This is a genomic window from Micromonospora sp. NPDC002389, from assembly GCF_040296095.1.
Classification (GTDB): Bacteria; Actinomycetota; Actinomycetes; order Mycobacteriales; family Micromonosporaceae; genus Micromonospora.
In genome coordinates this window covers 427,273-451,230 of the sequence record NZ_JBEOWP010000003.1, presented here as the reverse complement: position 1 = coordinate 451,230, position 23,958 = coordinate 427,273, and the positions used below count along the sequence as shown (strand labels likewise).

Annotated in this window: 21 protein-coding genes; 10 read left to right on the top strand and 11 right to left on the bottom strand. The window is 71.9% G+C overall.

Annotated features, from left to right (window positions below):
* The first annotated feature begins 130 nt into the window (after positions 1-130).
* Both ABT008_RS08175 and ABT008_RS08170 read left to right on the top strand, forming a co-directional pair.
* Positions 131-1,927 carry an ABC transporter ATP-binding protein gene (locus ABT008_RS08175; RefSeq protein WP_350694698.1) on the top strand — a complete coding sequence of 599 codons (1,797 nt, stop codon included), beginning with the start codon at positions 131-133 and terminating at the stop codon, positions 1,925-1,927.
* Complete coding sequence (locus ABT008_RS08170; protein WP_350694697.1) at positions 1,924-3,747, top strand: ABC transporter ATP-binding protein; 1,824 nt, start codon at positions 1,924-1,926, stop codon at positions 3,745-3,747. Before ABT008_RS08175 ends, ABT008_RS08170 begins: the two co-directional genes overlap by 4 nt.
* 78 nt (positions 3,748-3,825) lie before the next feature.
* Here the strand turns inward: ABT008_RS08170 and ABT008_RS08165 are convergent, their stop codons facing one another.
* Positions 3,826-5,292, bottom strand: coding sequence for an aldehyde dehydrogenase family protein (locus ABT008_RS08165; protein WP_350694696.1), 1,467 nt, complete (start codon positions 5,290-5,292; stop codon positions 3,826-3,828).
* Positions 5,293-5,448: 156 nt separating this feature from the next.
* Between ABT008_RS08165 and ABT008_RS08160 the strand changes: the two genes are divergently transcribed.
* Positions 5,449-5,799: a VOC family protein gene (locus tag ABT008_RS08160; RefSeq protein ID WP_350694694.1), complete on the top strand. Its 351-nt coding sequence runs from the start codon at positions 5,449-5,451 to the stop codon at positions 5,797-5,799.
* A gap of 68 nt (positions 5,800-5,867) precedes the next feature.
* Here ABT008_RS08160 and ABT008_RS08155 read toward each other — a convergent pair whose 3' ends face one another.
* Both ABT008_RS08155 and ABT008_RS08150 read right to left on the bottom strand, forming a co-directional pair.
* The gene (locus ABT008_RS08155) at positions 5,868-6,677 is read right to left on the bottom strand and encodes an SDR family oxidoreductase (protein WP_350694693.1); all 810 of its coding nucleotides are present in this window, start codon (positions 6,675-6,677) and stop codon (positions 5,868-5,870) included.
* Between the two features lie 66 nt (positions 6,678-6,743).
* Positions 6,744-7,868, bottom strand: a complete 1,125-nt coding sequence (locus ABT008_RS08150) for an acyl-CoA dehydrogenase family protein (protein ID WP_350694691.1) — start codon at positions 7,866-7,868, stop codon at positions 6,744-6,746.
* A gap of 134 nt (positions 7,869-8,002) precedes the next feature.
* On the opposite strand from ABT008_RS08150, the gene ABT008_RS08145 reads away from it, so the two are divergent.
* Positions 8,003-9,091: a class I SAM-dependent methyltransferase gene (locus tag ABT008_RS08145; RefSeq protein WP_350694689.1), complete on the top strand. Its 1,089-nt coding sequence runs from the start codon at positions 8,003-8,005 to the stop codon at positions 9,089-9,091.
* Positions 9,092-9,240: 149 nt separating this feature from the next.
* On the opposite strand, the gene ABT008_RS08140 is transcribed toward ABT008_RS08145, so the two are convergent.
* The 4 genes from ABT008_RS08140 to ABT008_RS08125 form a co-directional block, all read right to left on the bottom strand.
* Positions 9,241-9,540 carry an acyl carrier protein gene (locus tag ABT008_RS08140; protein WP_131057237.1) on the bottom strand — a complete coding sequence of 100 codons (300 nt, stop codon included), beginning with the start codon at positions 9,538-9,540 and terminating at the stop codon, positions 9,241-9,243.
* Positions 9,541-9,569: 29 nt separating this feature from the next.
* Positions 9,570-10,241, bottom strand: coding sequence for an NADPH-dependent FMN reductase (locus ABT008_RS08135; protein ID WP_350694687.1), 672 nt, complete (start codon positions 10,239-10,241; stop codon positions 9,570-9,572).
* A complete protein-coding gene (locus tag ABT008_RS08130; RefSeq protein WP_350694685.1) occupies positions 10,238-11,350 on the bottom strand; it encodes an LLM class flavin-dependent oxidoreductase in 1,113 nt (370 codons plus the stop codon). The genes ABT008_RS08135 and ABT008_RS08130 overlap by 4 nt, the downstream gene beginning before the upstream one ends.
* A 175-nt stretch (positions 11,351-11,525) precedes the next feature.
* Entirely contained in the window at positions 11,526-12,833 is a 1,308-nt protein-coding gene (locus ABT008_RS08125) for a condensation domain-containing protein (RefSeq protein ID WP_350694684.1), read from the bottom strand.
* A gap of 59 nt (positions 12,834-12,892) precedes the next feature.
* On the opposite strand from ABT008_RS08125, the gene ABT008_RS08120 reads away from it, so the two are divergent.
* Entirely contained in the window at positions 12,893-13,864 is a 972-nt protein-coding gene (locus ABT008_RS08120) for a ferritin-like domain-containing protein (protein ID WP_350694683.1), read from the top strand.
* Positions 13,861-14,880 carry a methyltransferase gene (locus tag ABT008_RS08115; RefSeq protein WP_350694681.1) on the top strand — a complete coding sequence of 340 codons (1,020 nt, stop codon included), beginning with the start codon at positions 13,861-13,863 and terminating at the stop codon, positions 14,878-14,880. The genes ABT008_RS08120 and ABT008_RS08115 overlap by 4 nt, the downstream gene beginning before the upstream one ends.
* Before the next feature lie 78 nt (positions 14,881-14,958).
* Here ABT008_RS08115 and ABT008_RS08110 read toward each other — a convergent pair whose 3' ends face one another.
* On the bottom strand, positions 14,959-16,155 hold the full coding sequence (locus tag ABT008_RS08110; RefSeq protein WP_350694680.1) for a cytochrome P450: 1,197 nt from the start codon (positions 16,153-16,155) through the stop codon (positions 14,959-14,961).
* A gap of 460 nt (positions 16,156-16,615) precedes the next feature.
* Between ABT008_RS08110 and ABT008_RS08105 the strand changes: the two genes are divergently transcribed.
* Positions 16,616-17,047, top strand: coding sequence for an STAS domain-containing protein (locus ABT008_RS08105; protein WP_502890367.1), 432 nt, complete (start codon positions 16,616-16,618; stop codon positions 17,045-17,047).
* Positions 17,048-17,439: 392 nt separating this feature from the next.
* On the opposite strand, the gene ABT008_RS08100 is transcribed toward ABT008_RS08105, so the two are convergent.
* Complete coding sequence (locus ABT008_RS08100; protein WP_502890376.1) at positions 17,440-18,699, bottom strand: condensation domain-containing protein; 1,260 nt, start codon at positions 18,697-18,699, stop codon at positions 17,440-17,442.
* A gap of 154 nt (positions 18,700-18,853) precedes the next feature.
* Here ABT008_RS08100 and ABT008_RS08095 point away from each other — a divergent pair, with 154 nt between their 5' ends.
* From ABT008_RS08095 to ABT008_RS08085, 3 genes are all read left to right on the top strand, one after another.
* Positions 18,854-20,062 carry a cytochrome P450 gene (locus ABT008_RS08095; protein ID WP_350694676.1) on the top strand — a complete coding sequence of 403 codons (1,209 nt, stop codon included), beginning with the start codon at positions 18,854-18,856 and terminating at the stop codon, positions 20,060-20,062.
* A gap of 78 nt (positions 20,063-20,140) precedes the next feature.
* Positions 20,141-20,551, top strand: coding sequence for a VOC family protein (locus ABT008_RS08090; RefSeq protein WP_350694674.1), 411 nt, complete (start codon positions 20,141-20,143; stop codon positions 20,549-20,551).
* A gap of 107 nt (positions 20,552-20,658) precedes the next feature.
* Entirely contained in the window at positions 20,659-21,081 is a 423-nt protein-coding gene (locus ABT008_RS08085; protein ID WP_350694673.1) for a VOC family protein, read from the top strand.
* 80 nt (positions 21,082-21,161) lie between these two features.
* Here the strand turns inward: ABT008_RS08085 and ABT008_RS08080 are convergent, their stop codons facing one another.
* Positions 21,162-22,868: an MFS transporter gene (locus tag ABT008_RS08080; RefSeq protein ID WP_350694671.1), complete on the bottom strand. Its 1,707-nt coding sequence runs from the start codon at positions 22,866-22,868 to the stop codon at positions 21,162-21,164.
* A gap of 87 nt (positions 22,869-22,955) precedes the next feature.
* The gene (locus ABT008_RS08075) at positions 22,956-23,789 is read right to left on the bottom strand and encodes a 4'-phosphopantetheinyl transferase family protein (protein ID WP_350694669.1); all 834 of its coding nucleotides are present in this window, start codon (positions 23,787-23,789) and stop codon (positions 22,956-22,958) included.
* Positions 23,790-23,958: the final 169 nt, after the last annotated feature.

Below are 23,958 nucleotides of genomic sequence, written 5' to 3'. Positions count from 1 at the left end.
CGGTCGGTCGGCCCACCGTCGGCGACATTTGCGCGCGGGGAACCTGTCTCACGACATCGATAACGACTACCATTACACCGCTCGGGAGGTCCTCAAGGGACCGACGACCGCCGACGAGACGGGGTGGGCGATGGCCGCCGGGACCGACACGGACGCCGGTGGTGGCGGCCGCGAACTGCTCCGATCACTGGTACGCGCACAACGAGGCCGACTCACCTCGGCCGTGCTGCTCGCCGTCGCGGCGGTGGCGTTCCAACTCGTGCCCTACCTGATGGCCTACCGGGTCGCGGTCGAGCTGGTCACCGAGGCGGATCCCGACGGCGGTTCCCTGATCCGGTACGCCGTCGTCGCACTGGTCGCCATCGCGGCCGGCACCGCGCTGATGGGCGGAGCCCTGGCGATCAGCCACGTCTGCGCGTACTGGCTGCTGCACCGGCTGCGCCAGCGCATCGCCGAACGCGTCTCGGTGCTGCCGCTGGGCGAGGTGACCCGGCGCGGCAGCGGCGGGGTCGGCAAGCTCGCCATGGAGGACGTCGAACGCATCGAGGTCTTCGTCGCGCACATGCTGCCCGACGCGGTCGCCGCGTTGACCGTGGTCGCGGCCACCACCGTCTGGCTCTTCGTCATCGACTGGCGGCTGGCGCTGGCGGCGGTGGCGGTCGTCCCGCTGGCCATGCTGGCGATGCGGCACGCCACCCGGGGCTCCGGTGCGTGGGTGGCGCAGTGGCACGGCGCCGGAATGGCCATGAACCAGACGGTCACCGAGTTCCTGCACGGCATCAAGGCCGTCAAGGTGTTCAACCGGCAGACCGACACCGTGGCCCGGGCCACCGACGCGGTCCGCCGGTACGTCGACTCGGAGACCCGCTGGGGGCTGGCCTTCCTGCCCGGCGGGGCCGCGTACTTCACGATCATGGCGGCCAACGTGGCCGTCGTCGTACCGGTGGGGCTCTGGCTCTATCGCGACGGCGCGGTCGACGTGCCCACCCTGCTGCTGTTCCTGCTGCTCGCCCTCGGCTACACCGCGCCGCTGACCAAGCTCACCGGCTACAGCTCGCAGTTGCGCCAGGTGCGGTTCGGCGCCGACGAGATCGCCGCCCTGCTGAACAGCCCGGCGTTGCCGGACACCGGTCGCCGGGTGCCGCTCGGCCCGGCCTCGGTCGAGCTGGCGGACGTCTCGTTCGGCTACACCCCCGACCGGCGCGCCCTCGACGGGGTGAGCATCCACGCCGAGGCGGGCCGGGTCACCGCCGTCGTCGGCCCCAGCGGCTCGGGCAAGAGCACCGTCGCCCGGTTGGTCTCCCGGTTCTTCGACGTGGACGCCGGCAGCGTACGGGTCGGCGGTGTCGACGTCCGGGAGATGGCCGTCGACCAGCTCATGGACACGGTCGCGGTGGTGTTCCAGGACCCGTTCCTGTTCCACGACACGGTCCGGGCCAACCTGACCCTGGGCCGCCCCGACCTGGACGACGAGACCGTGCACCGGGCCGCCCGCGCGGCGCGCTGCCACGACTTCATCCTCTCCCTGCCCCAGGGCTACGACACCGTGGTCGGTGAGCGGGGCGCCACCCTCTCCGGCGGCGAGCGGCAACGCATCTCGATCGCCCGCGCCCTGCTCAAGGACGCGCCGGTGGTGGTGCTGGACGAGGCGACCGCCTCCACCGACCCGGAGAACGAGATCGCCATCCAGCAGGCGGTGGCGAACCTGGCCACCGGACGCACCCTGCTGGTCATCGCGCACCGGCTCAGCACCATCCGGGACGCCGACCGGATCGTGGTGCTGACCGACGGCCGAGCGGTCGAGACGGGCCGCCACGACGACCTGGTGGCCGCCGACGGCACGTACGCGCGGCTCTGGGCCGACGCCACCACCAGCGCCCGATGGAGTCTCGGCGCCAGCGACGAGCGGAGCGGAGCGCGCGGATGAGCACCCTGACCTCACCCCTCGGCGGTCAGCAGGACGCCCCGCCGGTCCGTACGGTGGCCGGACGCACCGTGGCGCTGATCCGCCGGCTCTGGGAGCTGTCCGATCCCCGGCTGCGTCGTCAGCAACTGTGGGGGATCGCCGCCCGGATGGCGGCGGCGGTCTGCATCGCGGTGCCGATCTGGCTGCTCGTCGTGGTCCTGCAACGACTCCGCGAGGCCAACCTCGGCGGACCGCCGATCAGCCAACGCGAGGTGCTCCTGTGGAGCGCCGCCGTGGTGGCGGCGACCGTCGGCCAGTTCGGCTTCGACCTGCTCGCCCAGCGGCAGAGCTGGGTGGCCTCCTTCGAACTCCTCGGCGAGCTGCGCCTGCGGGCGCTGGAACACCTACGTCGGCTCCCGCTCGGCTACCACACCAAACGGCAGACCGGTGACCTCACCGCGCTGGTCACGCACCATCTCAGCGAGCTGGAGCCGGTGGTCTTCGGCGCCGTACCCACCATCATCGGCGCGGCCCTGCTGCCGCTGGTGATCGCGGTCGGCCTGCTGGTCGAGGACTGGCGGATGGGCCTGGCCGCGCTGGCCACCATCCCGCTGGCGATGCTGGTCTACGCCTGGTCGCAGCGGACCTTCGCCCGGCTCGCGGCGGAACGCGCCCAGGCCAGCGGCCAGGCCGCGGCCCGTTTCCAGGAGTACGTCTCGGGCATCGCGGTGGCCCGCGCGCACGGCGCCACGGGTGAGCGCTCCAGTCGCCTCGCGCAGGCCCTGGTCCGGCACCGGGAGGCGAGCATCGGGCTGGTCAACAAGCTGGTCGTCCCGCTGGTGCTCTTCCTGACCGTGATCGAGCTGGGGCTGCCGGTGGTGCTCCTGGCCGGGGCCTTCCTGCTGATCGGCGGCGACCTGGCGCCGGCCACCTTCCTGGTGTTCGCGGTGCTGTCGCTGCGCATCCACGGGCCGCTGCGGGCGATGGGCGAGCAGACCGAGAGCCTGCGGGTCGGCGAGGCGGCCGTGGACCGGCTCGGCGCGCTGCTGGCCGAACCGGTGCCGGCGGAGGTCCGGGCCGGACCGGCGCCGCAGGGCCACGACGTCGAGTTCGACCGCGTCTCCTACACCTATCCGGGAGCGTCCCGCCCGGCGCTGCGGTCGGTCAGCTTCGAGGCCACCACGGGCACGGTGACCGCGCTGGTCGGCAGCAGCGGCGCCGGCAAGACCACCTGCCTGCACCTGCTGGCCCAGTTCTTCGCGCCGGACGCCGGGACGATCCGGATCGGCGGGGTCGACATCCGGGAGCTGGACAGCCGGACCCTCTTCGACGCGGTGACCGTGGTCTTCCAGGACAGCTACCTGTTCAGCGAGTCGGTGCGGGACAACATCCGCTTCGGACGGCCGGAGGCCGACGACGACGAGGTGGACCGCGCGGCGGCGCAGGCCCGGGTGGACGAGATCGTGGCCCGGCTGCCGCAGGGCGCGGACACCCTGGTCGGTGAGGGCGGGGCCACGCTCTCCGGTGGGGAGCGGCAGCGGTTGTCGCTGGCCCGGGCCATCCTCAAGGACGCACCGATCGTGCTGCTGGACGAGCCGACCGCCGCGATGGACGCCACCAACGAGCGCCACGTCCAGCAGGCCCTGTCCGGCCTGATCCGGGACCGTACGGTGCTGGTGGTCGCGCACCGACTGGGCACGGTGCGGCACGCCGACCGGATCGTGGTCCTCGACGGTGGAGAGGTCGTCGAGGTGGGACGGCACGACGACCTCCTGGCCCGCGACGGGCGGTACGCGCGGATGTGGGCCGAGCAGGAGGCGACCCGGTCCTGGCGGCTGTAGCCGTCGGCGGGCGGCCGACGACCGCCCGCCAGGCGGGTCAACGGTCTCCGGGCTGTCCCGGCCGGAGCCGGGACGACCTCAGGCGGCGATCCAGACGTTCTTCGGCCGCAGGAACTCCCGGACGCCGGCCTCGCCGCCGATCCGGCCCCAGCCGCTCTGCCGCACCCCGCCGAACGGGGCCGACGGCAGCACGCCGGGTACCCCGTTGACCCAGACGCTGCCCGCCGCCACCGCGCGACTCACCCGGTGCGCTGTGCGCAGGTCGGTGGTGTGCAGGTACGCCCCGAGTCCGTAGCGGGTGCCGTTGGCCAGCCGGATCGCCTCCTCCTCGGTGTCGAAGGAGGTGAACGCCAGCACCGGCCCGAAGATCTCCTCCTGCGCCAGCTCGCTGTCCGGGTCGACCTCCCCGAACACCGTCGGCGCGATGAAGTACCCGTCGCCGAGATCGCCGCCGAGCCGTTCGCCGCCGGTCACCAGCCGCCCCTGGCCCTTGTCCCGGGCCCGGTCCACCACGCCCAGGATCCGGTGGCACGCCTGCTCACTGACGACCGGGCCCATCATGGTGCGCTCCTGCGCGGGATCACCGAGCGGCACCCGGGCCAGCCGGGCGGCGACGGTCCGCAGCACCTCGTCGTAGACGGACGAGTGCACCAGCACCCGGGTGCCGTTGGCGCAGCCCTGGCCGCTGAGCGCGACGACGCCGCTCATCGCCAGCCGGGCCGCCATCCGTACGTCGGCGTCGGCGAAGATGACGTGGGCCGACTTGCCGCCCAGTTCCAGACCCACCGGCAGGAGCCGCTCGGCGGCGGTGGCGAGGATCCGCCGGGCGGTGGTGCCGCCGCCGGTGAAGTGCACCTTGTCCACGCCCGGATGCCGGACCAGCGCCTCGCCGCCGGCCGCCCCGCCGGGCACCACGTTGAGCACGCCGGGCGGGAAACCCGCCTCCAGCGCCAGCTCACCGATGCGCAACGCGGTGAACGGCGCCAGCTCGGAGGGCTTGAGCACGATGGTGTTGCCGGCCGCGAGCGCGGGGCCGAGCATCTGCGCGACCGACACCAGCGGGCCGTTCCAGGGAATGATCAGGGCCACCACGCCGTACGGTTCGTCAAGCGTGTAGTCGACGGCCCGCACCGGCCACGTCGGGACGACCTCGCCGCCGACCTTGTCCGCCCATCCGGCGTTGTACCGCAGGTGGTCCACGGCGACCCGGGGCATCACCGAGGCGAACTGCCGGGGGCAGCCGTTCTCCAGCGTCTGCAACGCACCCAGCTCGGTGGCGTGCCGCTCGACCAGGTCGGCCAGGGCGAGCAGCAGGTCCCGGCGTACGTTGCCGGGAGTGGCCCGCCAGCCGTCGAGGGCCTCGCCTGCGGCACGGACCGCCGCGTCCATCTCGGCGGCGCCGCCCAGCGGCACGGCGGCGGTGACGCGTCCGTCGGCGGCATACACGTGCTCGTGCACGCCGCCGGTGGTGGTGGCCGTACGGGTGGCGCCGATCAGGGCGGCGGTGTCCGGGATCAGTTCGGTCGGAGCGGCGGTGACGGGCACGTGGTGACACCTCTTCCGGCTCGGCGCGCCATCCGTTGGCGACGGTCAGCGGAGTATGTTGGGTCGAATCCTAGTGTAGTTTGTTGCGTTAGATAGCCCCCCGTCCGGACGGTCGGTCGGTGGGCGCACCGGATCGTTTGACCGAGGAGGCCGGTCGTGTCAGGAGAGCTGTCGTACTTCGAGTTCGGGGTGCCGGACGTCGCGGTGGCCAGCAGCTTCTATGCCGAGTTGTTCGGCTGGAAGGTGCAGGCGCAGGAACACGGTGGGTCGATCGACACCGGGGAGGCGGCGGTGCCGGGCGGCTTCCACCGCGATCCCGGGCCGCCGCAGCACTACCTCTACTTCCGGGTGGACGACATCGACGCCGCCATCAAGCGGGTGCAGGAACTCGGCGGCGAGGTCGAGCCGATGCGCCCGGCCACCGAGGAGTGGGGGGCGTTCGCGGAGTGCCGGGACAACCAGGGGCTCGCCTTCGGCCTGCACGTACCGCCCAAGCCGAAGAACTGAGCGCGGCGCGGGGGCCGGGTGTCCGATCGGACACCCGGCCCCCGCGCGGTCTCCGGCGGGTCGCCCCGTCACTGCTCGTCGGTGAGGAACCGGCCCGGCACGTATCCGGTCCGGGCGGTGGAGAGCCCGCCGTCGACCGTGACCACCGTGCCGGTCACGTACGACCCGGCGCGGCTGCACAGGTAGATGGCGGTGCCGACGATGTCGTCCGGCCGTCCGATGCGCTGCAACGGCGTCACCGCGGCGATCTCCTCACCCATCGCCTCCAGCACGCCGGCCATCATCCGGGACGGGAAGCTGCCCGGCGCGATCACGTTCGCGGTCACCGTGGGCGCGAAGTCGTGCGCCAGCATCCGGGTGATGTGGTGGATCGCCGCCTTGGCCGCGGCGGCCGAGTAGGTCGGCATCTCCGGCACCCGCTGGGCGTCCGCGCTGCCGATGTTGACGATGCGTGCCGGATCCTCGGCGGTGCCCGCCGCCCGCAGCAGTCCGGCCAGCTCCCGCACCAGGAACAGCGGTGCCTTCAGGCCCAGGTCGAGCACGCTGTCCCAGGCGTTGGCGGGGAACTGCTCCACCGGCGCGGTCCAGGCGGTGCCCGCGTTGTTCACCAGGATGTGCAGCGCGGACTCCCGCTCGCCGATCTCCCGCGCCAGCCGGACGCACTCCGACTCGTCGGAGAGGTCGGCGGGGATCGCCACGCACGTCCCACCGCCGGCCGAGAGCTCCTGGGCCACGTCCTCGCAGTCGGACTTGGTCCGCGCGGTCAGGTAGACCCGCACACCGGCGGCGACGAAACCCTCCGCGATCATCCGGCCGATGCCCTGGGTGCCGCCGGTGACCAGTGCCGTCTTGCCGGCGACCGAGAACAACTCACTCATTGGAACCTCCACAGACGATGTGCTCTCAGCGGCGCCGGTCCACGGCCGGCCCCGCGACGACTCGGGTCAGCGCGGCCCGGCGGACGTCTCCTCGTCCACCGCGAGCGCGCCCAACGTGGCGTACGAGTCGCGACCCGCCACGAAGTGCTGGGTTGCGGTACGCATGTCCCGCATCCGCCGTTGCAGCGGCGAGGTGTCGTACACCCCGGTACCCCCGGACAACGTGTACGTGGCGTCGACGACCTGCGCGCAGAGGCTGGTCACCTGGGCCGCCGCCGCGCGCAGCCGGGCCCGGCCACCCGGCGACGCGGAGTCGGGTGCCGTCGTGGCCTCGGCCGCCTCCGCGTACAGCAGCGCCCGGGCCGCCCGGTGCATGGTCTGCGCCTCGCCCAGCCGGTCGAGGAAGACCGGCGAGTCGGCGAGCCGCCGCGCGCTCAGCGCCGGACGTTTGCCGTCGGCGGCCAGGCGCACCAGGTCGGTCAGCGCGCCGTCGGCCAGACCGACCGCCACCGCACCGATGATCAGGCTGGACTGTGCGATGCGGTGCGCGGCGTCATCGTCCTGCGGGGAGACCGCGAGATGCTCCGGCACCCGCGCGTCGTCGACCGTCACGTCGTGGCTGGCGGTGCCGCACAGCCCCAGCACCTGCCAGGTGTCGAGAACGCGCACGTCGCGGGCCGGGACGAACAGGATGCGGGTGGCGGGTGCCCCGTCCGGGCCGACCGGCACGCTGCGACCGGACACCAGCACGCAGTTCAGATAGAACCAGGCGGCCCGGGGGCACCCGGTGACGAAGGGCCAGCGGCCGGTCACCCGCCAGCCGTCGTCGCCGGTACGGGCCCGGCCCTTGGGCGCCACCGCACCGGCGACCAGGGTGTCCGCGCCGTCGGCGAAGACCTCGTCCAGCGCGGCGGCCGGACCGCACCGCACGATCAGGTGCGACAGCGCCACCTGACCCACCGTCCACGAGGTGGCCGCGTCGGCGCGGGCGAGTTCCTCCAGCACGGCGAGTACGTCCGGCAGGTCGAGCTGGTCGCCGCCGTGACTGGCGGGAGCGAACATCCGGAAGCAGCCGGCCGCGCGGAGGTCGTCCACGAGGTCGTCGGGGAGGCCGCGCCGCTGCTCGATCTCCTCGGCGTGCTTCGCCACTCGGGACGCCAGCTCGCGTACCCGGGACAGCGTTGGGTTCACGTCGGCCCCCTCCTGTGTTCGGTGTGTCGTGTTCGGACGCTATCTCCCGCCGCCGGGTGCTGTCCATGGCGCGCCCGCGTGGATAGAGTGTGTCGAGAAAACAACACACACATGTGTCGCCGGAGGGGATACCGATGACGACTCCCGTCGACCCGCAGGCTCGGGTCTTCGCGGTCCGGATGTGGACCTCGCTGCTGGCCACCCAGGAACTGCTCGCCACCTATCTCGGTGTCCGCCTCGGGCTCTACGACGACCTCGCGGCCAAGGGACCCGGCACGGTGGGGGAGATCGCCGCCCGCGTCGGGGTCGACCCTCGGTACGCCCGCGAGTGGCTGGAACAGCAGGCGGTGGCCGGTGTCCTGACCGTCGACGACGCCTCGGCCCCGGCCGACGAGCGGGTGTTCACGCTGCCCGCCGCGCACGCCGAGGTGCTGACCGTCTCGGACAGCCCGCTGTCCATGTCGGCGCTGGCCGTGCTGCCGCTGGGCGGTGTGGCGGCGGCGCTGCCGGCGCTGCTTTCCGCGTACCGCAGCGGCGACGGCGTGGCCGACGCGGTCTACGGCGTCGACTGGCGGGAGGGGCACGCCGGGGCGAACCGGGCGATGTTCACCCACCAGATGGCCGGCTGGCTGCGCCGGCACGCCCCGGACATCCACACCCGACTGGTCGGCACCCCGGCCCGGGTAGCGGACGTGGCCTGCGGCGCGGGCTGGGCGGGCATCGGATTGGCCCGGTCCTTCCCTGGGATCACCGTCGACGGGTACGACATCGACCCCGAGGTGATCGCGGACGCCACCGGGCACGCGGCGGACGCCGGGCTGAGCGACCGGGTCACCTTCGCCGCCCGGGACGCCGCCGATCCCGACCTGGCCGGCACGTACGACCTGGTCTGCCTCTTCGACGCGCTGCACGAGATCGCCCGCCCGGTGGAGGTGCTGCGGGCCTGCCGGCGGCTGTGCGCCGACGGCGGCAGTGTGCTGGTGCTGGACGCCCGGGTGGCGGAGCGGTTCGCCGCACCGGCCGACGAGATCGAACGCTTCCAGTACGCCACCAGCGTGCTGCACTGCCTGCCGGCGAGCCGCAGTCAGCAGCCCTCGGCCGGCACCGGCACGGCGCTGCGCCCGGACGCCGTCCGGGACCTCGCGACCGAGGCCGGATTCGTGGCGGTCACCCAACTGCCCATCGACGACCGCTTCCACCGGCTGTACCGGCTGATCGGCTGAGCACCCCGCCGTTCCGGCCCGCCGCCGCCGTCCCGCCCGCCGCCGCCGTCCCGCCCGCCGCCCGCCGACGTCGCACCCGGCGGACGACGAAACGGCCGACGAAACGGCCGACCACCTTGTGGGTGGCCGGCCGTTGCCGTTGGCGAGGATCAGGCCCCGGCGTCACGCTCCGCGATCCGGCGTAGCACGTGCTCCTGCACCGCGCCGAGGGAGGTGATCGACCGGGCCGTCTTCTCGTCGATCGGTTCCAGGTCGAACTCGTCCTCCAGCGCGAAGGCGAGTTCCATCAGGGCCAGCGAGTGGAAGCCGAGGTCCTGGACCAGGGCCGTCTCCTCCCCACGCAGGCCGTCGGGGTTGGGCGCCAGGTCGAGCACGATGGCCTGGACCTGAGCGCGGATCTGCTCGTCGGACTGCTTCGGCCCCACGACCGTCGGGGTCTGCTCACTCATGGTCGCTACTTCCTTCCGGATCGCCCGGCTCACCGGAGCTGTGCGGGTTGATGGACGGGAACGGGTTCCGCGGGTCGGTGCGGTCCCACAGACGGGGTCTGGCAACTACGCAGCACGGCGGCGAGCACCGGCACCGCGGCCGTGGTCCATCCGGCGACCGCCGCGTCGAGGTCGCCGAACTCCTCCTCGAGCACCGCCAGACCGCGGACCGGCACCACGGCGCCCAACTCCACCAGCAGTGGTCGAAGCTGGGCGTCGGCGACGTACCGGTGCTGCGCCCAGCCGGCGGTCGTCACCGGTACGGCGACCGTGCCCGGTCGCAGGCCCTCGCGGGGGAGCATGTCGAGGAAGAGCTTCAGCAGGCCGGTGTAGGAACCCTTGAAGGTCGGGCTCACCACCACCAGCAGGCCGGGTCCGCGGACCCGGGCGACCAGCCGTTCCAGGGGCGCGTGGGCGGCGGTGCCGGCGATCAGCCGGGACGGCAGGTCCGCGCCGAGCTCGGCCAGGTCGACCAGGTGCGGCTCGCCGAGGTGTACGCCGAGGTCGGCCAGACCGGTACGCAGAGCGCCGGTCACGTGCCGGGCCACGGTGAGGGTGCGCGAGCCCCGGCGCGGGTTGCCGATCAGGACGGTGGTCGGTACGGACCGGGGATCCGTCGGAGGGATCATCCGCTCGGGCGCGTGCTGCCGCAGGTCGGTCACCGGTCTCCTTCCGGTTCGGCCAGCAGTCCCCGCCTGCGGAGGATCGGCAGCACACCCTCGCCGAAGGTGTACGCCTCCTCCAGATGCGGCTGGCCGGAGAGGATCAGATGGTCCAGTCCGAGGGCGTGGTACTCCTCGATCCGGTCGGCCACCTCGACGTGGCTGCCGACCAGCGCCGCACCGGCGCCCGGGCGGACCAGCCCGTAGCCGGCCCACACGTTCGGATAGACCTCGAGGCTCTCGGTGCGGCCCTGGTGCAGGGCGGCCATCCGGCGTTGCCCCTCGGACTCGGTGCGCGCAAAGCGCCGTTGGGCGGCGGCGATGGTGTCCGGGTGCATCCCGGCCACCAGGCGGTGCGCGACGTCCCACGCCTCCTCGGCGGTGTCCCGGCTGATCACGTGGAACCGGGAGCCGTAGGACAGCTCGCGGCCCTGCGCGTCGGCCCGGTCCCGGACCTTCTTCACCAGGGCGGCGAGTTGCTCGGGCGGTTCGCCCCAGGCCAGGTAGACGTCGGCGTGCCGGGCGGCCACGTCGTGCGCGGCGGCCGAGGAGCCGCCGAGGAAGACCGGCGGGGTGACCGGGTGTGCCCGGGTCAGTCGCCCGGCCCGGACCCGGTAGTGGGTGCCCTCGAAGTCGTACGTGCCGCCGGACCAGGCGCGGCCGAACACGTCGAGGAACTCCTCGGCCCGGGCGTAGCGCTGGTCGTGGTCGAGCCAGTCGCCGTAGCGCAACTGCTCGTCGCGGTCGCCGCCGGTGACCACGTTGAGCAGCAACCGGCCGCCGGAGAGGCGTTGCAGGGTGGCGGCCATCTGCGCGGCGATCGTCGGGGCCACCGAGCCGGGGCGTACCGCGACCATGAAGTGCAGCCGGCGGGTCCGGTCCGCCAGGGCGGCCGACACCAGCCAGGGGTCCTCGCAGAACAGCCCGGTCGGCACCAGGGCGCCGGTGAAACCGAACCGGTCGGCGGCCGCTGCCACCTGCGCCAGGTAGTCGATGTCCGGCGCGCGCCGGACGTTGTCCGCCGGGTCGACGGGCGCGCCCTGCGGGGTCTTCGCCACCTCACGGCCGTCACCGTGGGACGGGAGGAACCAGTGCAGGTGAAGTGGCATGTGGACCTTCCTGTCACAGCAGTGGTCGTGTGAGCGGTCGCGTCCGGCGGGTACAGGCACCCCCGCTCCCTGCGCGCTACCAGGTAGGGCTGGTCGAAGCCTCTCAGCACCCGGATGCGGTGTCAAGAGTGTGTGACGCCAGTGTCGTGTTGTGTGGCGCTTCTCCGTCGTGGTGTCAGCCGCCGCGCCTGGTCCGCAGCGGTGCGGTCGGCTCGGCGGCCAGCCGGGCGGCCAGGTCCGCGTAGCCGGTCAGGAACGCCTGCGCCTCGGCAGGCGGGTACGCGGCGGTGCTGTGGTAGAAGACCGCACGCAGGTCCGCCGTACCGACCGGGGCCACTGCCAGCTCGAACTGGAACCGGCTGCCCAGCCCCGGCGGCACCAGCAGCTCGAAGCCGACGCCCGCCGACACCGTCCGGTGCTGCACCTCGGCCATCACGTTGAACAGCACGTCGTCGGCGCGCCGGCCGCCGGTCTGCACCACGTCCAGCGGCAGCATCTGGTAGGGCAGGTCCTGGTAGGTGAAGGCGCCGATCGCCGCCGCATGTGCCTGCCCGACCAGGTCGGCGAAGGTCTCGGCCTGCCCGACCTTCGCCCGCAGCAGCACCATGTTGGCCAGCAGGCCGACGGTCTCCCGCAGCTCCGGACGCGACCGGTTGGCGAACATCGAGGCCACCGCGAGGTCGTCCTGACCGGTGATGCGGTGCAGGTGGTGATAGAAGACCGCCAGCAGCACCGCGAACAGGGTGCTCCGCTGGGTACGCGCCACCGCGCGCAGCCGGGCCACCGCCTCCCGGTCCAGGTCGACCGCCACGTCCGAGGTGGATGGACCGTCCGACGGCGTAGCGGCGACTGCCGACGTGCCCACCGCCGGCAGCTCGCTGCCGGTCAGTTGCCGCCGCCAGTAGTCCCGGTGCCGGCGCAACCCGTCGCCGTCGAGCAGCTCCTGCTGCCAGCGGACGAACTCCGCGTACTGCCAGCCGGTGGCGGGCAGTCGCGCCGGCACCCCGATGGCCTGCGCGTAGAGCACGCCGAGGTCCCGGAAGAGGATGCCGGTGGACCAGGCGTCGGTGACCAGGTGGTGCAGGTTCAGGCAGAGGACGTGCTCGTCCGGCCCGAGCCGCCACAGCGTGCTGCGCGACGGCCACTCGGTCGGATCGATCGCGGTCCGCAGCTCGGCGCGTACCGCCTGGTCGACGGCGGCGGCCGGGTCCGGCCGGTCGGACAGGTCCACCCGGCGGGCGGCGGCCGGTGCCGGCGGGTGCACCACCTGGGCCAACCGCGCGCCCCGACCGGTGAAGGTGGTGCGCAGCGACTCGTGCCGGACGGTGAGGGCGGACAACGCGGCGTCCAGCGCGTCGGCGTCGACCCGACCGGTGAGCCGACACAGCAGCGGGCAGCTCAGCGCACCGAAGTCGGTGCGGTAGTGCTTGATCATCCAGAGGAGTCGTTGGGCCACGGAAGCTGGTGTCTGTTGTGTCTCCACGCACGGACCATAGCGTCACCGCATTGGCATCGGTGAGGTCTCTGGGTACCTTGTGTCGTATGAGCTTTGTTGTGCCGGCCCGCGTCGACACCACACTCACCTGGGACTACGAAGCCTCCGATCCACGGCTCGTGGCGCTTTACGAACGGGCCAAGGAAGCCCAGTGGAAGGTCTCCGACGTCGACTGGTCGGTGCCGGTGCCGTTCGGCGAACCGCTGCCGGACGACTCCGCCTTCGCGATGGCCGCGTTCGCCGAGTCGCCGCTCGCGCCGCGTGGTCCCCGGGCCTGGGACGCGTTCCGCTGGGAGTTCCAGTCCTGGATGGTCAGTCAGTTCCTGCACGGCGAGCAGGCCGCGATGATCGTCGCGGCCCGGCTGGTGGAGACCGTGCCGGACCTGGACAGCAAGTTCTACGCCGCCACCCAGGCCGTGGACGAGGCCCGGCACGTGGAGGTCTTCTCCCGGTACCTGCGGGAGAAGATCCCCGAACCGTACCCGGTCTCCGAGCCGCTGCGGGAACTGCTCACCGACGTCCTGTCCGACTCGCGCTGGGACGTCACCGCGCTCGGCATGCAGATCATGGTCGAGGCGATCGCGATGGCCTCGTTCCGGCTCTCCAACAGCAGCTTCCACGATCCGCTGATCAAGGAGCTGACCCATCTCGTGGCCCGGGACGAGGCCCGGCACGTCACCTTCGGCGTGCTCTCCCTCTCCGGGCTCTACGACCAGCTCACCACGGCCGAGCGGGCCGAGCGGGAGGAGCTGGTCCTGGACGCTGCGGCCCTGATCCGTCGGCGGTTCCTGCTCGACGACATCTGGGAACGGCTGGAGGTCAACCGAGCCGAGGGCGTCGCCTTCGCCACCAACCACGACCTGATGATCAAGTACCGGCAGGCGGTGTTCTCGCGGGTGGCGGTGGCGCTCGGGCAGATCGGCCTGATGACCGAACCGGTCCGCACCGGACTGGACAAGCTGGGCCTGTTGCAGTTCGCCGGTGAGCGGCTGCGTATCCGAAGGGGGAGACTGGCATGACGGCCACCCGACGCAATCTCGACCTGACCGCCGTGGTCCGGCTCGGCGAGTTGGGGGACCAGATCACCCCGTTCGCCCTGCGGGCCGCCTGTGACCTGCGCATCGCCGACCTGCTGGTCGACGGTCCGCGACCGGTGCCGGAGCTGGCCGCCTCGGCCGGCGCGCATCCCGGGGCGCTGCTGCGCCTGCTGCGGGCGCTGGCCGCCCGGGGCGTGTTCAGCGAGGTCGCCGACGCCACCTTCGCGCTCACCCCGCTGGCCGAGCCGTTGCGCGGCGACCACCCGATGTCGCTACGCGACAGCTTCACGCTGCTCGAATCCGACGTGCGGGCCTGGGCCGCGATCGGGCACACGCTGCGCACCGGGGAACCGGCCTTCGGGCACGTGCACGGCCAGGACTACTGGAGCTACCTTGCCGACCACCCGCAGGAGAGCGCCCGGGTCGACGACTGGATGCGCAGCGTCAACCACCTGCACCTGCGGACCGTGCTCGGGGCGTACCCGTGGCGTCGGTTCGGCACCCTGGTGGACGTCGGCGGCGGGACCGGCGGGTTCCTGGCCGGCCTGCTCACCCGCTTCCCCGGCGTACGCGGGGTGCTGTTCGACCTGCCGCACGTGGTGGCCGGTGCGCCGAAGGTGCTGGCCGAGGCCGGCGTGGCCGACCGCTGCGAGGTGGTGCCCGGCGACGCCTTCGGCGCGGTGCCCGCCGGTGGTGACGGCTACCTGCTCAAGACCGTGCTGCCGGGCTTCGACGACGACGACGCGGCGCGCATCCTCGGCACCGTGCGCGCCGCGATGCGGCCCGACTCGCGGCTGGTCCTGCTGGAGGCGGTGCTCCCGCCCGGGGACGCCTTCGACATGGCGAAGCTCTTCGACGTGCACGCGATGGTGCTCACCGGTGGCGCGCACCGCAGCGCCGAGGAGACCGGTCGGCTGCTGGAGCGGGCCGGGCTGCGACTGACCCAGGTCATCGGTACACCCACGCTGACCGCGATCGAGGCGTTGCCCGCCGACTGAGCACGCCCGCTCCACAGCGACCGGCGACAGGGCGGTGACCGAGCCGAGGTCCTGTCGCCGGTCGCTGTCGGCCGTCCGTCAGCCGAGCCGGATCGGCACCGACGCGTACGCGCGGAACGGGGTGTCGCGTTCGCGTACGGTCGGGCCGTCCGGTTCGAGCACGGCGAGGCGGGCCAGCCGGTCGAACACCACGGCACCCTCCATCCGGGCCAGGAAGGCACCGAGGCACAGGTGGGCGCCGCCCCCGAAGGCGAGGTGCGGGTTGTCGGTGCGGCCCACGTCCAGCCGGTCCGGCCGGGTGAACCGGCGCTCGTCGTGGTTCGCCGAGCCGATCATGAGCACCAGGACCCGCCCCTTGCGGACCGTGCGCCCGCCGATCTCGATCGGCTCGTGCACGTAGCGGGCCGTGCCCTGGATCGGGGCGTCCCAGCGCAGGAACTCGTCGACCGCGGTGGTCGCCAGGGACGGGTCGGCCCGTAGCCGGTCGAGCTGGTCCGGGTGGGCCAGCAGCGCGGCGGTGCCGGTGGTGATCATGTGTACGGTGGTCTCGAAGCCGGCGAAGAACGAGAAGACGGTGTTGTCGACGATCTCGTCGTGGCTCAGGCTGTCGCCGGACTCCTCCACGTCGAGCAGCCGGGAGAGCAGGTCGTCGCCCCGGCGGGAGCGACGCTGGTCGAGCAGGTCGCCGATGTGCTCGCGCAGCCAGCGTACGGCCACGTCGGCGTCGGCGCGGGCGTGCTCGGGGACCACGGCGGTGAAGGCGCGACCGAGGTTCATCGCGTGCCGACGGACGTCGTCGGTGGACTCCGGCGGAATGCCCATCAGCCGGCAGACCACCCGCACCGGCAGCGGGTAGGCCAGCTCGGGGACCAGGTCCATCCGACCCGCCGCCACAGCCGGCGTGAGCATCTCGTCGACCAGTTCCTCGACGTAGGACCGCAGTTGACGGACGACCGCGGGGCTGAACGCGCGGCTCATCAGCCGGCGCAGCCGCACGTGGTCCGGCGGGTCGCGGTAGAGCATGATGCGCTGGAAGAAGGCACTGGCGGGGCCGTCGCCCACGGACACCTCGTGGTAGCCGGCCGGGAACTCGCTGCCCAGCCGGGGATCGTGTTGCAGGGCCACCACGTCGGCGAAGCGGGTGACACCCCAACTACCCGGCCCGATCCGGCACAGCGGGCCGGCGGCGCGCAGCCGGGCGTACTCGGGGTAGGGGTCCTCGACGACGTTCGGGTCCAGGGCGTCGAACCGGGGTGCGAGGGTCGGTGCGCTCATCTGCCTAGTGTCTGTCGGGTTGCCGCCGTCGGGCAAGAGCGATGACGACACACCACACACTCCGTCGGCTCGGTCGGGACGTCCGATCCGTGCCGGTCAGGGGCTCCGTCGACTTTTGTCGGATGTTCCGCCGATGGTCGGAGGTCGATCACGTGCGGTGACCGTTGCGCCCGAACGGGCACCCGTGGTTCCGCCCGCTGCCACGCGGTACGCGTGTCCTGGCCTCCAGGTCGAAGACGCTGCTCACCGTCGCGGCCCCGGGCCAGCGCCCGGGGCCGGGGTCGGGCGGCCGGAGATCTTCCTGTGTAGGCACGGAAAGTAACGTGCATTGTGGTCCATCAGAATCATCAGCCGCAGATAGCACGCGGACGTACCAGTATTGAAGCCGATCGGTTATTCCCATGCCGCGCGAGTGCGTTCTATGGTGTGAGATCAGCAGGAGGGGGGAATTGTGTTGCCTATGGTCAAGGCCCGGAGGGTGAGTCGAACCGCCGTAGCGATTTCCGTCAGCGGCAGCGTGGATCGGAGCACGGCGGGGTACGTCACCCGCGTCGCCGAGTACATGTTGGACCACGGTGACCTGCTGCCCGACCAGGTGGAACTGGACCTGACCGACGTCACCGGCGTGGACGAGGTGGGCTTCACCTCGCTCGTCGACGTCGCGGCCGGTGCGAGCGCGGCGGGGGCCGCGGTGGTCGTGCGCTGCGGGGCGGAGCGGGCGATGCTGGAGGGGCGGCGCAGCGGGCGCGGCGTGGCGTCCGAGCAGATCGGCCGCATGCTGCGGCTGCACCTGCAGTTCCTGGTGCGTCGGCGCAGGTCACGACCGGCGGTGGCGGAGGCGCGGGTGGTGCGCTGGTGCCCCGGTCCACTCGCCGGGCGCAATCGGGGCTGACCGGATCTGCGGGGGTGCGGGGCGGTCGGTCCGAAAATATATGTGTGCCGTTTCGGTCCGATTCAGAAAGACTTAACCGGATTATCCGCGCGGCGAGATCTGCAATTTGCATTCGTGGTCGACGGTGCCACGTCGGTCGGGAATGGCTCGATTCGTGCGACGTCGATAATTGCGGCTTCAATCAATTGCGTTGTCGGATGTCGCCTGTTCCGGTCGGCCGGGGGAGCCGGCTACCCGACATCACCCTCGCCCGGACGCGCCGCGTCGAACGCCGCCACCAGACGTCGGGGCGCGTGCGCCTCGGGCAGGCCCAGCGCGATCCGCCGGACCTCGTCCTCAGTGATCATCCCGGCCTTCTCCGGGTCGTGCCGGCCCGGAGCGGACCGGCGGGCTCAGGTCACCGGTGCGCCGCGCAGCCGGGCGAGCGGGACGTCGGCGTCGGCGACCGCGCGTCGCACCAGGGTGACATAGTCGCGGACGAAGGTGTCCGCCCACAGTGGGTCGAACTCCGCCCGGGAACACAACAGCAGGGCGGAGAGCTGGTCGCCCTGCGGCACCACGACGAACTCCAGCGCGAAGCGCCGCCGTTCGAGCTGGGCCTCCATGTCGTCGAGCTCCTCGCCGGCCATGTCCGCCCGGGTCATCAGGCTGCCGAGCAGTTGGAACAGCACGTCGTCGGTGCGCCCGGTGCCGCCCGCCACGGTGTCCGGCGGGAGCAGTTGGTGCGGCAGGTCCTGGTGCCGCATCGCGTCCATCACGGTGGTCCGGGCCTGGGCGATCAGGTCGCTCAGTGTGGTGTCCGGCGTGAAGCGTTCCCGAAGCAACACCATGCTGGCGAAGAAGCCCACGGTGTCGCGTACCTGCGGCTGCCCACGGTTGGCGAACAGCGAGGCCACGGTGAGGTCGTCGGCGCCGGTCTCGGCGTACAGCAGGGCGTAGAACACCGCCAGCGTGACCGGGAACAGCGTGGTGCGGTGCCGACGGGCGAGCTGTCGCAGGGCGGCCGTGGTCTCGGCGTCCACGTAGTGCTCGACCGAGATCCACGGCGGTTCGCCCTCGGGCACCGGACGCCGCCTGCGGGCCGGCAGCTCCACCAGACGCGCGCCGCTCAGCTTGCCGGTCCAGTAGTCGGTGAGCCGCTCCAGGTTCGCACCGGAGAGCTGCTCGGCCTGCCAGCGGGCCCACTGCGCGTACTGCCACTGCGGGGCGGGCAGGTCGACCGTCTCGCCGGTCTCGGCCGCGTACAGCGCCCGCAGGTCGCGGGCGAGCAACGCGTTGGAGTAGTCGTCGGAGCAGTAGTGGTGCAGGGTGAGCACCACCAGGTGGTGCTCCGGGTCGAGCCGGACCACCCGTGGTCGCAGTGGCCACACCGAGGCGTCGACCCCGCCTGCCACCTCCGTGGCGACGATCTCCCGGGCGGCGGCGGCCGGGTCGGCCTCGGCCGACACGTCGGTCACCGGCACCGGCACCGGGCGCGGCTCGTGGATCTGCTGGCGCATCCGGCGACCCCGTGGGTACGTGGTCCGCAGCGGCTCGTGCCGGGCGGTCAGGGCGGCCACCGCCCGGGTCATCGCCTCGTGGTCGTACGGACCACGCAGGCGCCACAGCACCTGTTCGTTGAGAGCGCTGTCCCGTCCCCGGTAGTGGTCCATCAGGGCCAGGAGGCGTTGACCGACGGAAGCGGGTTCCTCACGCACGAGCTGAGCCACGGACCGAGCCTAGAACAGCCCGTGGACCTTGTCGACTGTGGCGATAGATGTATGTAGGGTCTTGCCGCTCGCCAGGCTCTCCCGGATAGTGCTCTGTATGCGAGCCGAGACCGCGCGTCCTCACCTGTCCGCGGCGTTCCTGGCGACCCAGGACGACCCGTACCCGGCCTACGCGCAACTGCGGGAACGCGGCCCGCTGTCCCGGGCCGAGCTGGGTCAGTGGCTGGTCACCGGGCACTCCCTGGTGTCCACGCTGCTGCGCGAGGGCCGGCTGGAGAGCCGGATGCCGCCGGAGTACATGCGGATCACCCTCGGCGACGGGCCGGGCGCGGAGTTCCTGGACCGGATCGTGCTGACCCGTACCCCGCCTGACCACACCCGACTGCGGCGGTTCATCGGCAGGGCGCTCGGTACCCCGGTGGCGCGCCGGCTGAACGGACACATCGGTGCGGCGGCCGACGCGCTGCTCGACCCCGCCCTGGAACGTGGCACCCTCGACGTGGTGACCGACCTCGCGGTGCCGTTGCCGGTCGGGGTGGTGTGCGACCTGATCGGGATCCCGGCCGAGGACCGGCCGGAGGTGCTGACCAGGGTGATCTCGCTGGCCAAGGTGTTCGACGCGGCCAACCTCACCCCGGCCGACCTGCACGACATCAACGCCGCGCTGCCGTGGCTGCACGACTACCTCGGCGAGCTGCTCTCCACCCGCCGCGACGAGCCCGGCGGACCGACGCTGGCCGGGATGTACTGGGAGGAGTCGGCCACCGACCGGCTGTCCGTGGCCGACTTCGTGGACAACATGCTCTTCCTGTTCCACGCCGGCTTCGAGACCACCATGGGCCTGGTCTCCAACGGCGTCGCGGCGCTGCTCGCGCACCCGGACCAACTGCGCCGCCTGCGCGCCGACCCGGGCCTGGTGCCCACCGCGGTGGAGGAGTTCCTGCGGTACGACGCCCCGATCCAGAACGTCATCCGGGTGGCCCGGGAACCGGTCGAGGTGGAGGGCGTGAAGATCCGGGCGGGTCGGACCGTCCTGCTGCTGCTCGGCGCCGCCAACCGGGACGCCACCGTGTTCGCCGACGCCGAGCGCCTGGACGTCGGTCGTGACCCCAACCCGCATCTCGGATTCGGCGGCGGGTTGCACCACTGTCTCGGCACCGCGATGGCCCGGTTGATGTCGGTGATCGTGTTCGAGCGGTTGGTGCGGACGGTGGAGATCCTCGGACCGGCGGGGCCGCCGGTCCGGCGCCGACACGCCAGCCTGCGCTCGTACGACCAGCTACCGTTGCTGGTACGACCGCGCTGACCCGGGTGTGTCGGCTGTCTGGGCCGGAGGCGGCTGGGTAGGGTGGATGTCGTCTGTCGACATCAGGAGGATCCACACATGTCCGATGTGGTCGCGCCGGTGATCCCTTTCCTTCGCTACCGGGACCCGGGTGCCGCCATCGACTGGCTCTGCTCCGCCTTCGGGTTCACGCTGCTGGAGAAGACCACCGGTGGCGAGGGTCAGGTGGTGCACGCCGAGCTGCGGTGGGGCATCGGCACGTTCCAACTCGGTCCGGCCGGCTCGTCCAGCCTGCCCATGGCCAGCCCACGGGACCTGCCGATGACCAGCCAGGGCGTCTACGTCTACGTCGGTGACGCCGTCGACGCCCACCACGACCGGGCGGTGGCGGCCGGCGCCGAGGTGGTCATGCCGCTCACCGACACCGACTACGGCTCGCGGGAGTACGTCGTCCGCGACCTCGAGGGCCACCTGTGGGGTTTCGGCAGCTACGCCCCGAAGCTCGACTGACCGTCGACGACAGAACGTCGGCTTCATGTCGTCCGCCGGACGCAAAGAGCACATAGAGTGATTGTTCGTCCTGACAGGCTCGCCGTATCGACTCCGAGGAGTGACCCATGGCCGATTCCTCCGTGCCGCCCACCGTCGCCCCCTACATCGCCTACGAGAACCCGGCCAAGGCCATCGAGTGGCTGGTGAACACGTTCGGTTTCACCACGCTCGGGGTCTTCGACGACGGCCAGGGCAACGTGTACCACGCCGAGTTGAAGATCGGTGACCACGGTCTGATCATGATCAACCCGGCCAACGGTCAGCTGCGGCTCGGCGAGCCGAGGGCGCTCGGTGCCGCCACCGCCGGCACGTTCGTCCGCGTCGAGACCGACACCGAGGTGGACGCGCTGCACGCCAAGGCGGTCGCCGGTGGCGCCGAGATCCTGCTCGCGCCGGAGAGCAAGCCGCACGACTCGTACGAGTTCACCTGCCAGGACCCGCAGGGCCACGTGTGGACCATCGCGACCTACCGGACCGCGCTCGGCTGATCCGACCCGCGACACACCGCGGCCCCGGTACCCTCCGCGACGGAGGTACCGGGGCCGCTGTTCGTGTCGGCCGAACCTGATCAGCGGCGAGGCAGCAGGAAGCTACCCAGCAGGGCCAGCGCGAAGCTGATCACGCTGAACCAGAGCGTGCCGACCATGGCCCGTTGGAAGCTGATCTGGCTGGCCTCGAACGACCGCTGTTCGATCACTTCGACGGCCCGGTCACCGCCGCCGGCGGCCACGGTCGCGCTGTCGCAACCGGTCGGCGGCAGCGTCGGGTCGGCGGCGCCGAGCTGGGTGGTCACGCAGTCCCGGAAACGTTGCCCGATCTGCTCGGCCTGGCCCTCGGCGACACCGACGGCGACCAGGTCCGCCCGCAGACGCGGTCCCACGTCGTCGGTGGCGGTGGGGGCGTTGGCGGCGATCAGGCTGAAGAAGAGCGTGCCGCAGGCGGCGATGCCCAGCGTCACACCGATCTGGTAGTTGGCGTTCACCACCCCGGAGGCCGATCCGGCCTGATGCCCGGGCACGTCGTGCAGGGAGTACCCCATCAGCGGCGGGAAGGTCATACCCATGCCGGCACCGCCGATGAACATCGGCACGAGCAACTGCCAGATGGTCACCTGCGGGGTGCTGTCGATCACCCACATGAACCAGAACATGCTGGCGATCAGCAGCACCAACCCGAGCTGGAGGCCCACCCGACCGAGCTTCGGCGTGATCCAGCGGGCGGAGAGCCAGCCGAGCAGCGGCACCGCGATGTCCCAGGGCAGCCCGGCCAGGCCGGCGCGCAGGATGCTGTAGCCCACGCCGATCTGCACGTAGATCGTGATGACCAGGAAGAACGACATCACCGCGCCCTGGAAGAGGAAGACCACCACCAGGCCGGAGCTGAACGAGCGGTGCCGGAACAGCGACAGCGGCACCAGCGGCGACTCGGTGCGGGAGCGCTGGTGCAGCACGAACAGCGCGAACACCACCAGACCGGCGACCATCATGGCGTACGTCCACAGCGGCCAGCCGTGCTCGCGACCCTGCACCAGCGGATAGACGATCAGCATCACCGCCGCCGTGATCAGCGTCGCGCCGACCACGTCGAGCCGTTCCCCACGGTTGCGCTCGGACTCGGGCAGCAGCGCCCGCGCGGCGAAGAACGCCGCGATGCCGATCGGGACGTTGACCAGGAAGATCATGCGCCAGCCGAGGCCGCCCACGTTCGCGGTGGTCAGCAGCGCGCCGACCAGCGGACCGCCGACCGTACCGAAGGCGAGCGCGGCGCTGAGCGCGGCGAACGCCCGGCCGCGTTCCTTGGGGGCGTAGAGCAACTGGATCAGCGTGTAGACCTGCGGCACCATCACCGCGCCCATCGCGCCCTGCAGGAAGCGCAGCACGATGAGCTGCTCGGGCGACTGGGCCATGCCGGCGAGCAGCGAGGTGAAGGTGAAGCCGGCGACACCGATCAGGAACATCCGCCGTACGCCGACGATGTCGCCGAGCCGACCGGAAATGATCAGCATCGAGGCGAAGGCGAGCGCGTAGCCGGCCACCAGCCACTGCATGGTGGAGGCGGTGGCGTTGATGCCGTCCCGGATCGACGGCAGCGCCACGTTGACGATGGTGATGTCGAGCAGGTCCAGCACGAACCCGGTGAGCACCACGATCAGGGCGAGGGTGCGCTTGCGACCGGTGACCGGTGGTACGAACTCGTCGGGTGGCGTCGCGGCCGGCGCAGGCGCCGACACCGTGTCGGTGTCGGTTCCTGGCGACGTGCGAGTGTCGTCAGACATCAGATCCCTCTCCTGGGGGGTTCGGTGGACGTGACGGTGCGGGTGCGTCCCCGGTGTCCGGGCACGGAAGGAGATCACCCGGTCGCGCTAGGTCAGCAACTTATTGGAAATGTGTGTCGATGCGAAACCCGCCACACCGGAGCGGATCGGGTCGAGCAGTGAATTGCCGTCGTGAGTGGACACGACAAGGTTTCTGCCGAGACTCGCCAGTGCGGCGGCGTACCCGGTGGGGGCGGCCAGGTCGGCGAGGTGTAGCCGGGTGGCGGGCGCGGACGCGCCGGTCCACCGCAGCATCCGGGCCGGCTGGTCCGGTGCGGACACCGTGATCGTTGCTGGGTCGACGGTCAGGCCGTCTCCGGTCGCCTTGACCAGTGCCTCCTTCCTGGTCCAGTAGCGGATGAAGGCGGCCGTGCGGTCCCGGTCGGCGGTGGCCGCGACCACCGCGCGCTCGACCGGGGACAGGGCGCGCCACGGGAGGTCCCGTCCGCGTACCGCGATCCGTTCGACGTCCACCCCGACCTCGGTCCGGCCGGCGAACGCCACCGCACACCACCGGCCGGAGTGCGCGACGGAGAACGTCACCGGTGCGGCGGGTACGCGCAGCGCCGGCTTGCCGTGCGGACCGCCGCACTGTCGGCACACCGCCTCGAAGCGCAACCCGGTGGCCGGGGTGTCGAGCATCCCGGCGAGCACCAGCCGGGTCAGCGCCCGGGCGGTGAGGTGTGTCGCGCGCGAGTGCGGGTCGGTGAACCCGGCGTGCCGGTCGCGTTCGGGCGCGGACAGCAGGGCGAGCAGGCGCTCGTCGTCCGGTGACCCGACCTCGGCCCACCAGACCTGGCAGGTGCCCTCCACGGGCGGGCCGGTCACCATCGCGGGTGCCACCTCTCCGCCGGTCACCACCGGGGTCTGACCGGCCGTCATGCCGTCGTATGTGGAGCCTATTGCAAGTAGCATGTTCTTTCTACTGTACGTATCCGTGTCGGCTTGTTACCTTGGCGTCGGCACGGACTCGTGTGGCGGTGCCGGACAACTCCGTCGAACAGGGGAGACCCAGATTGGGCGTCGAGGCCGAACACACACGACCCTTCAC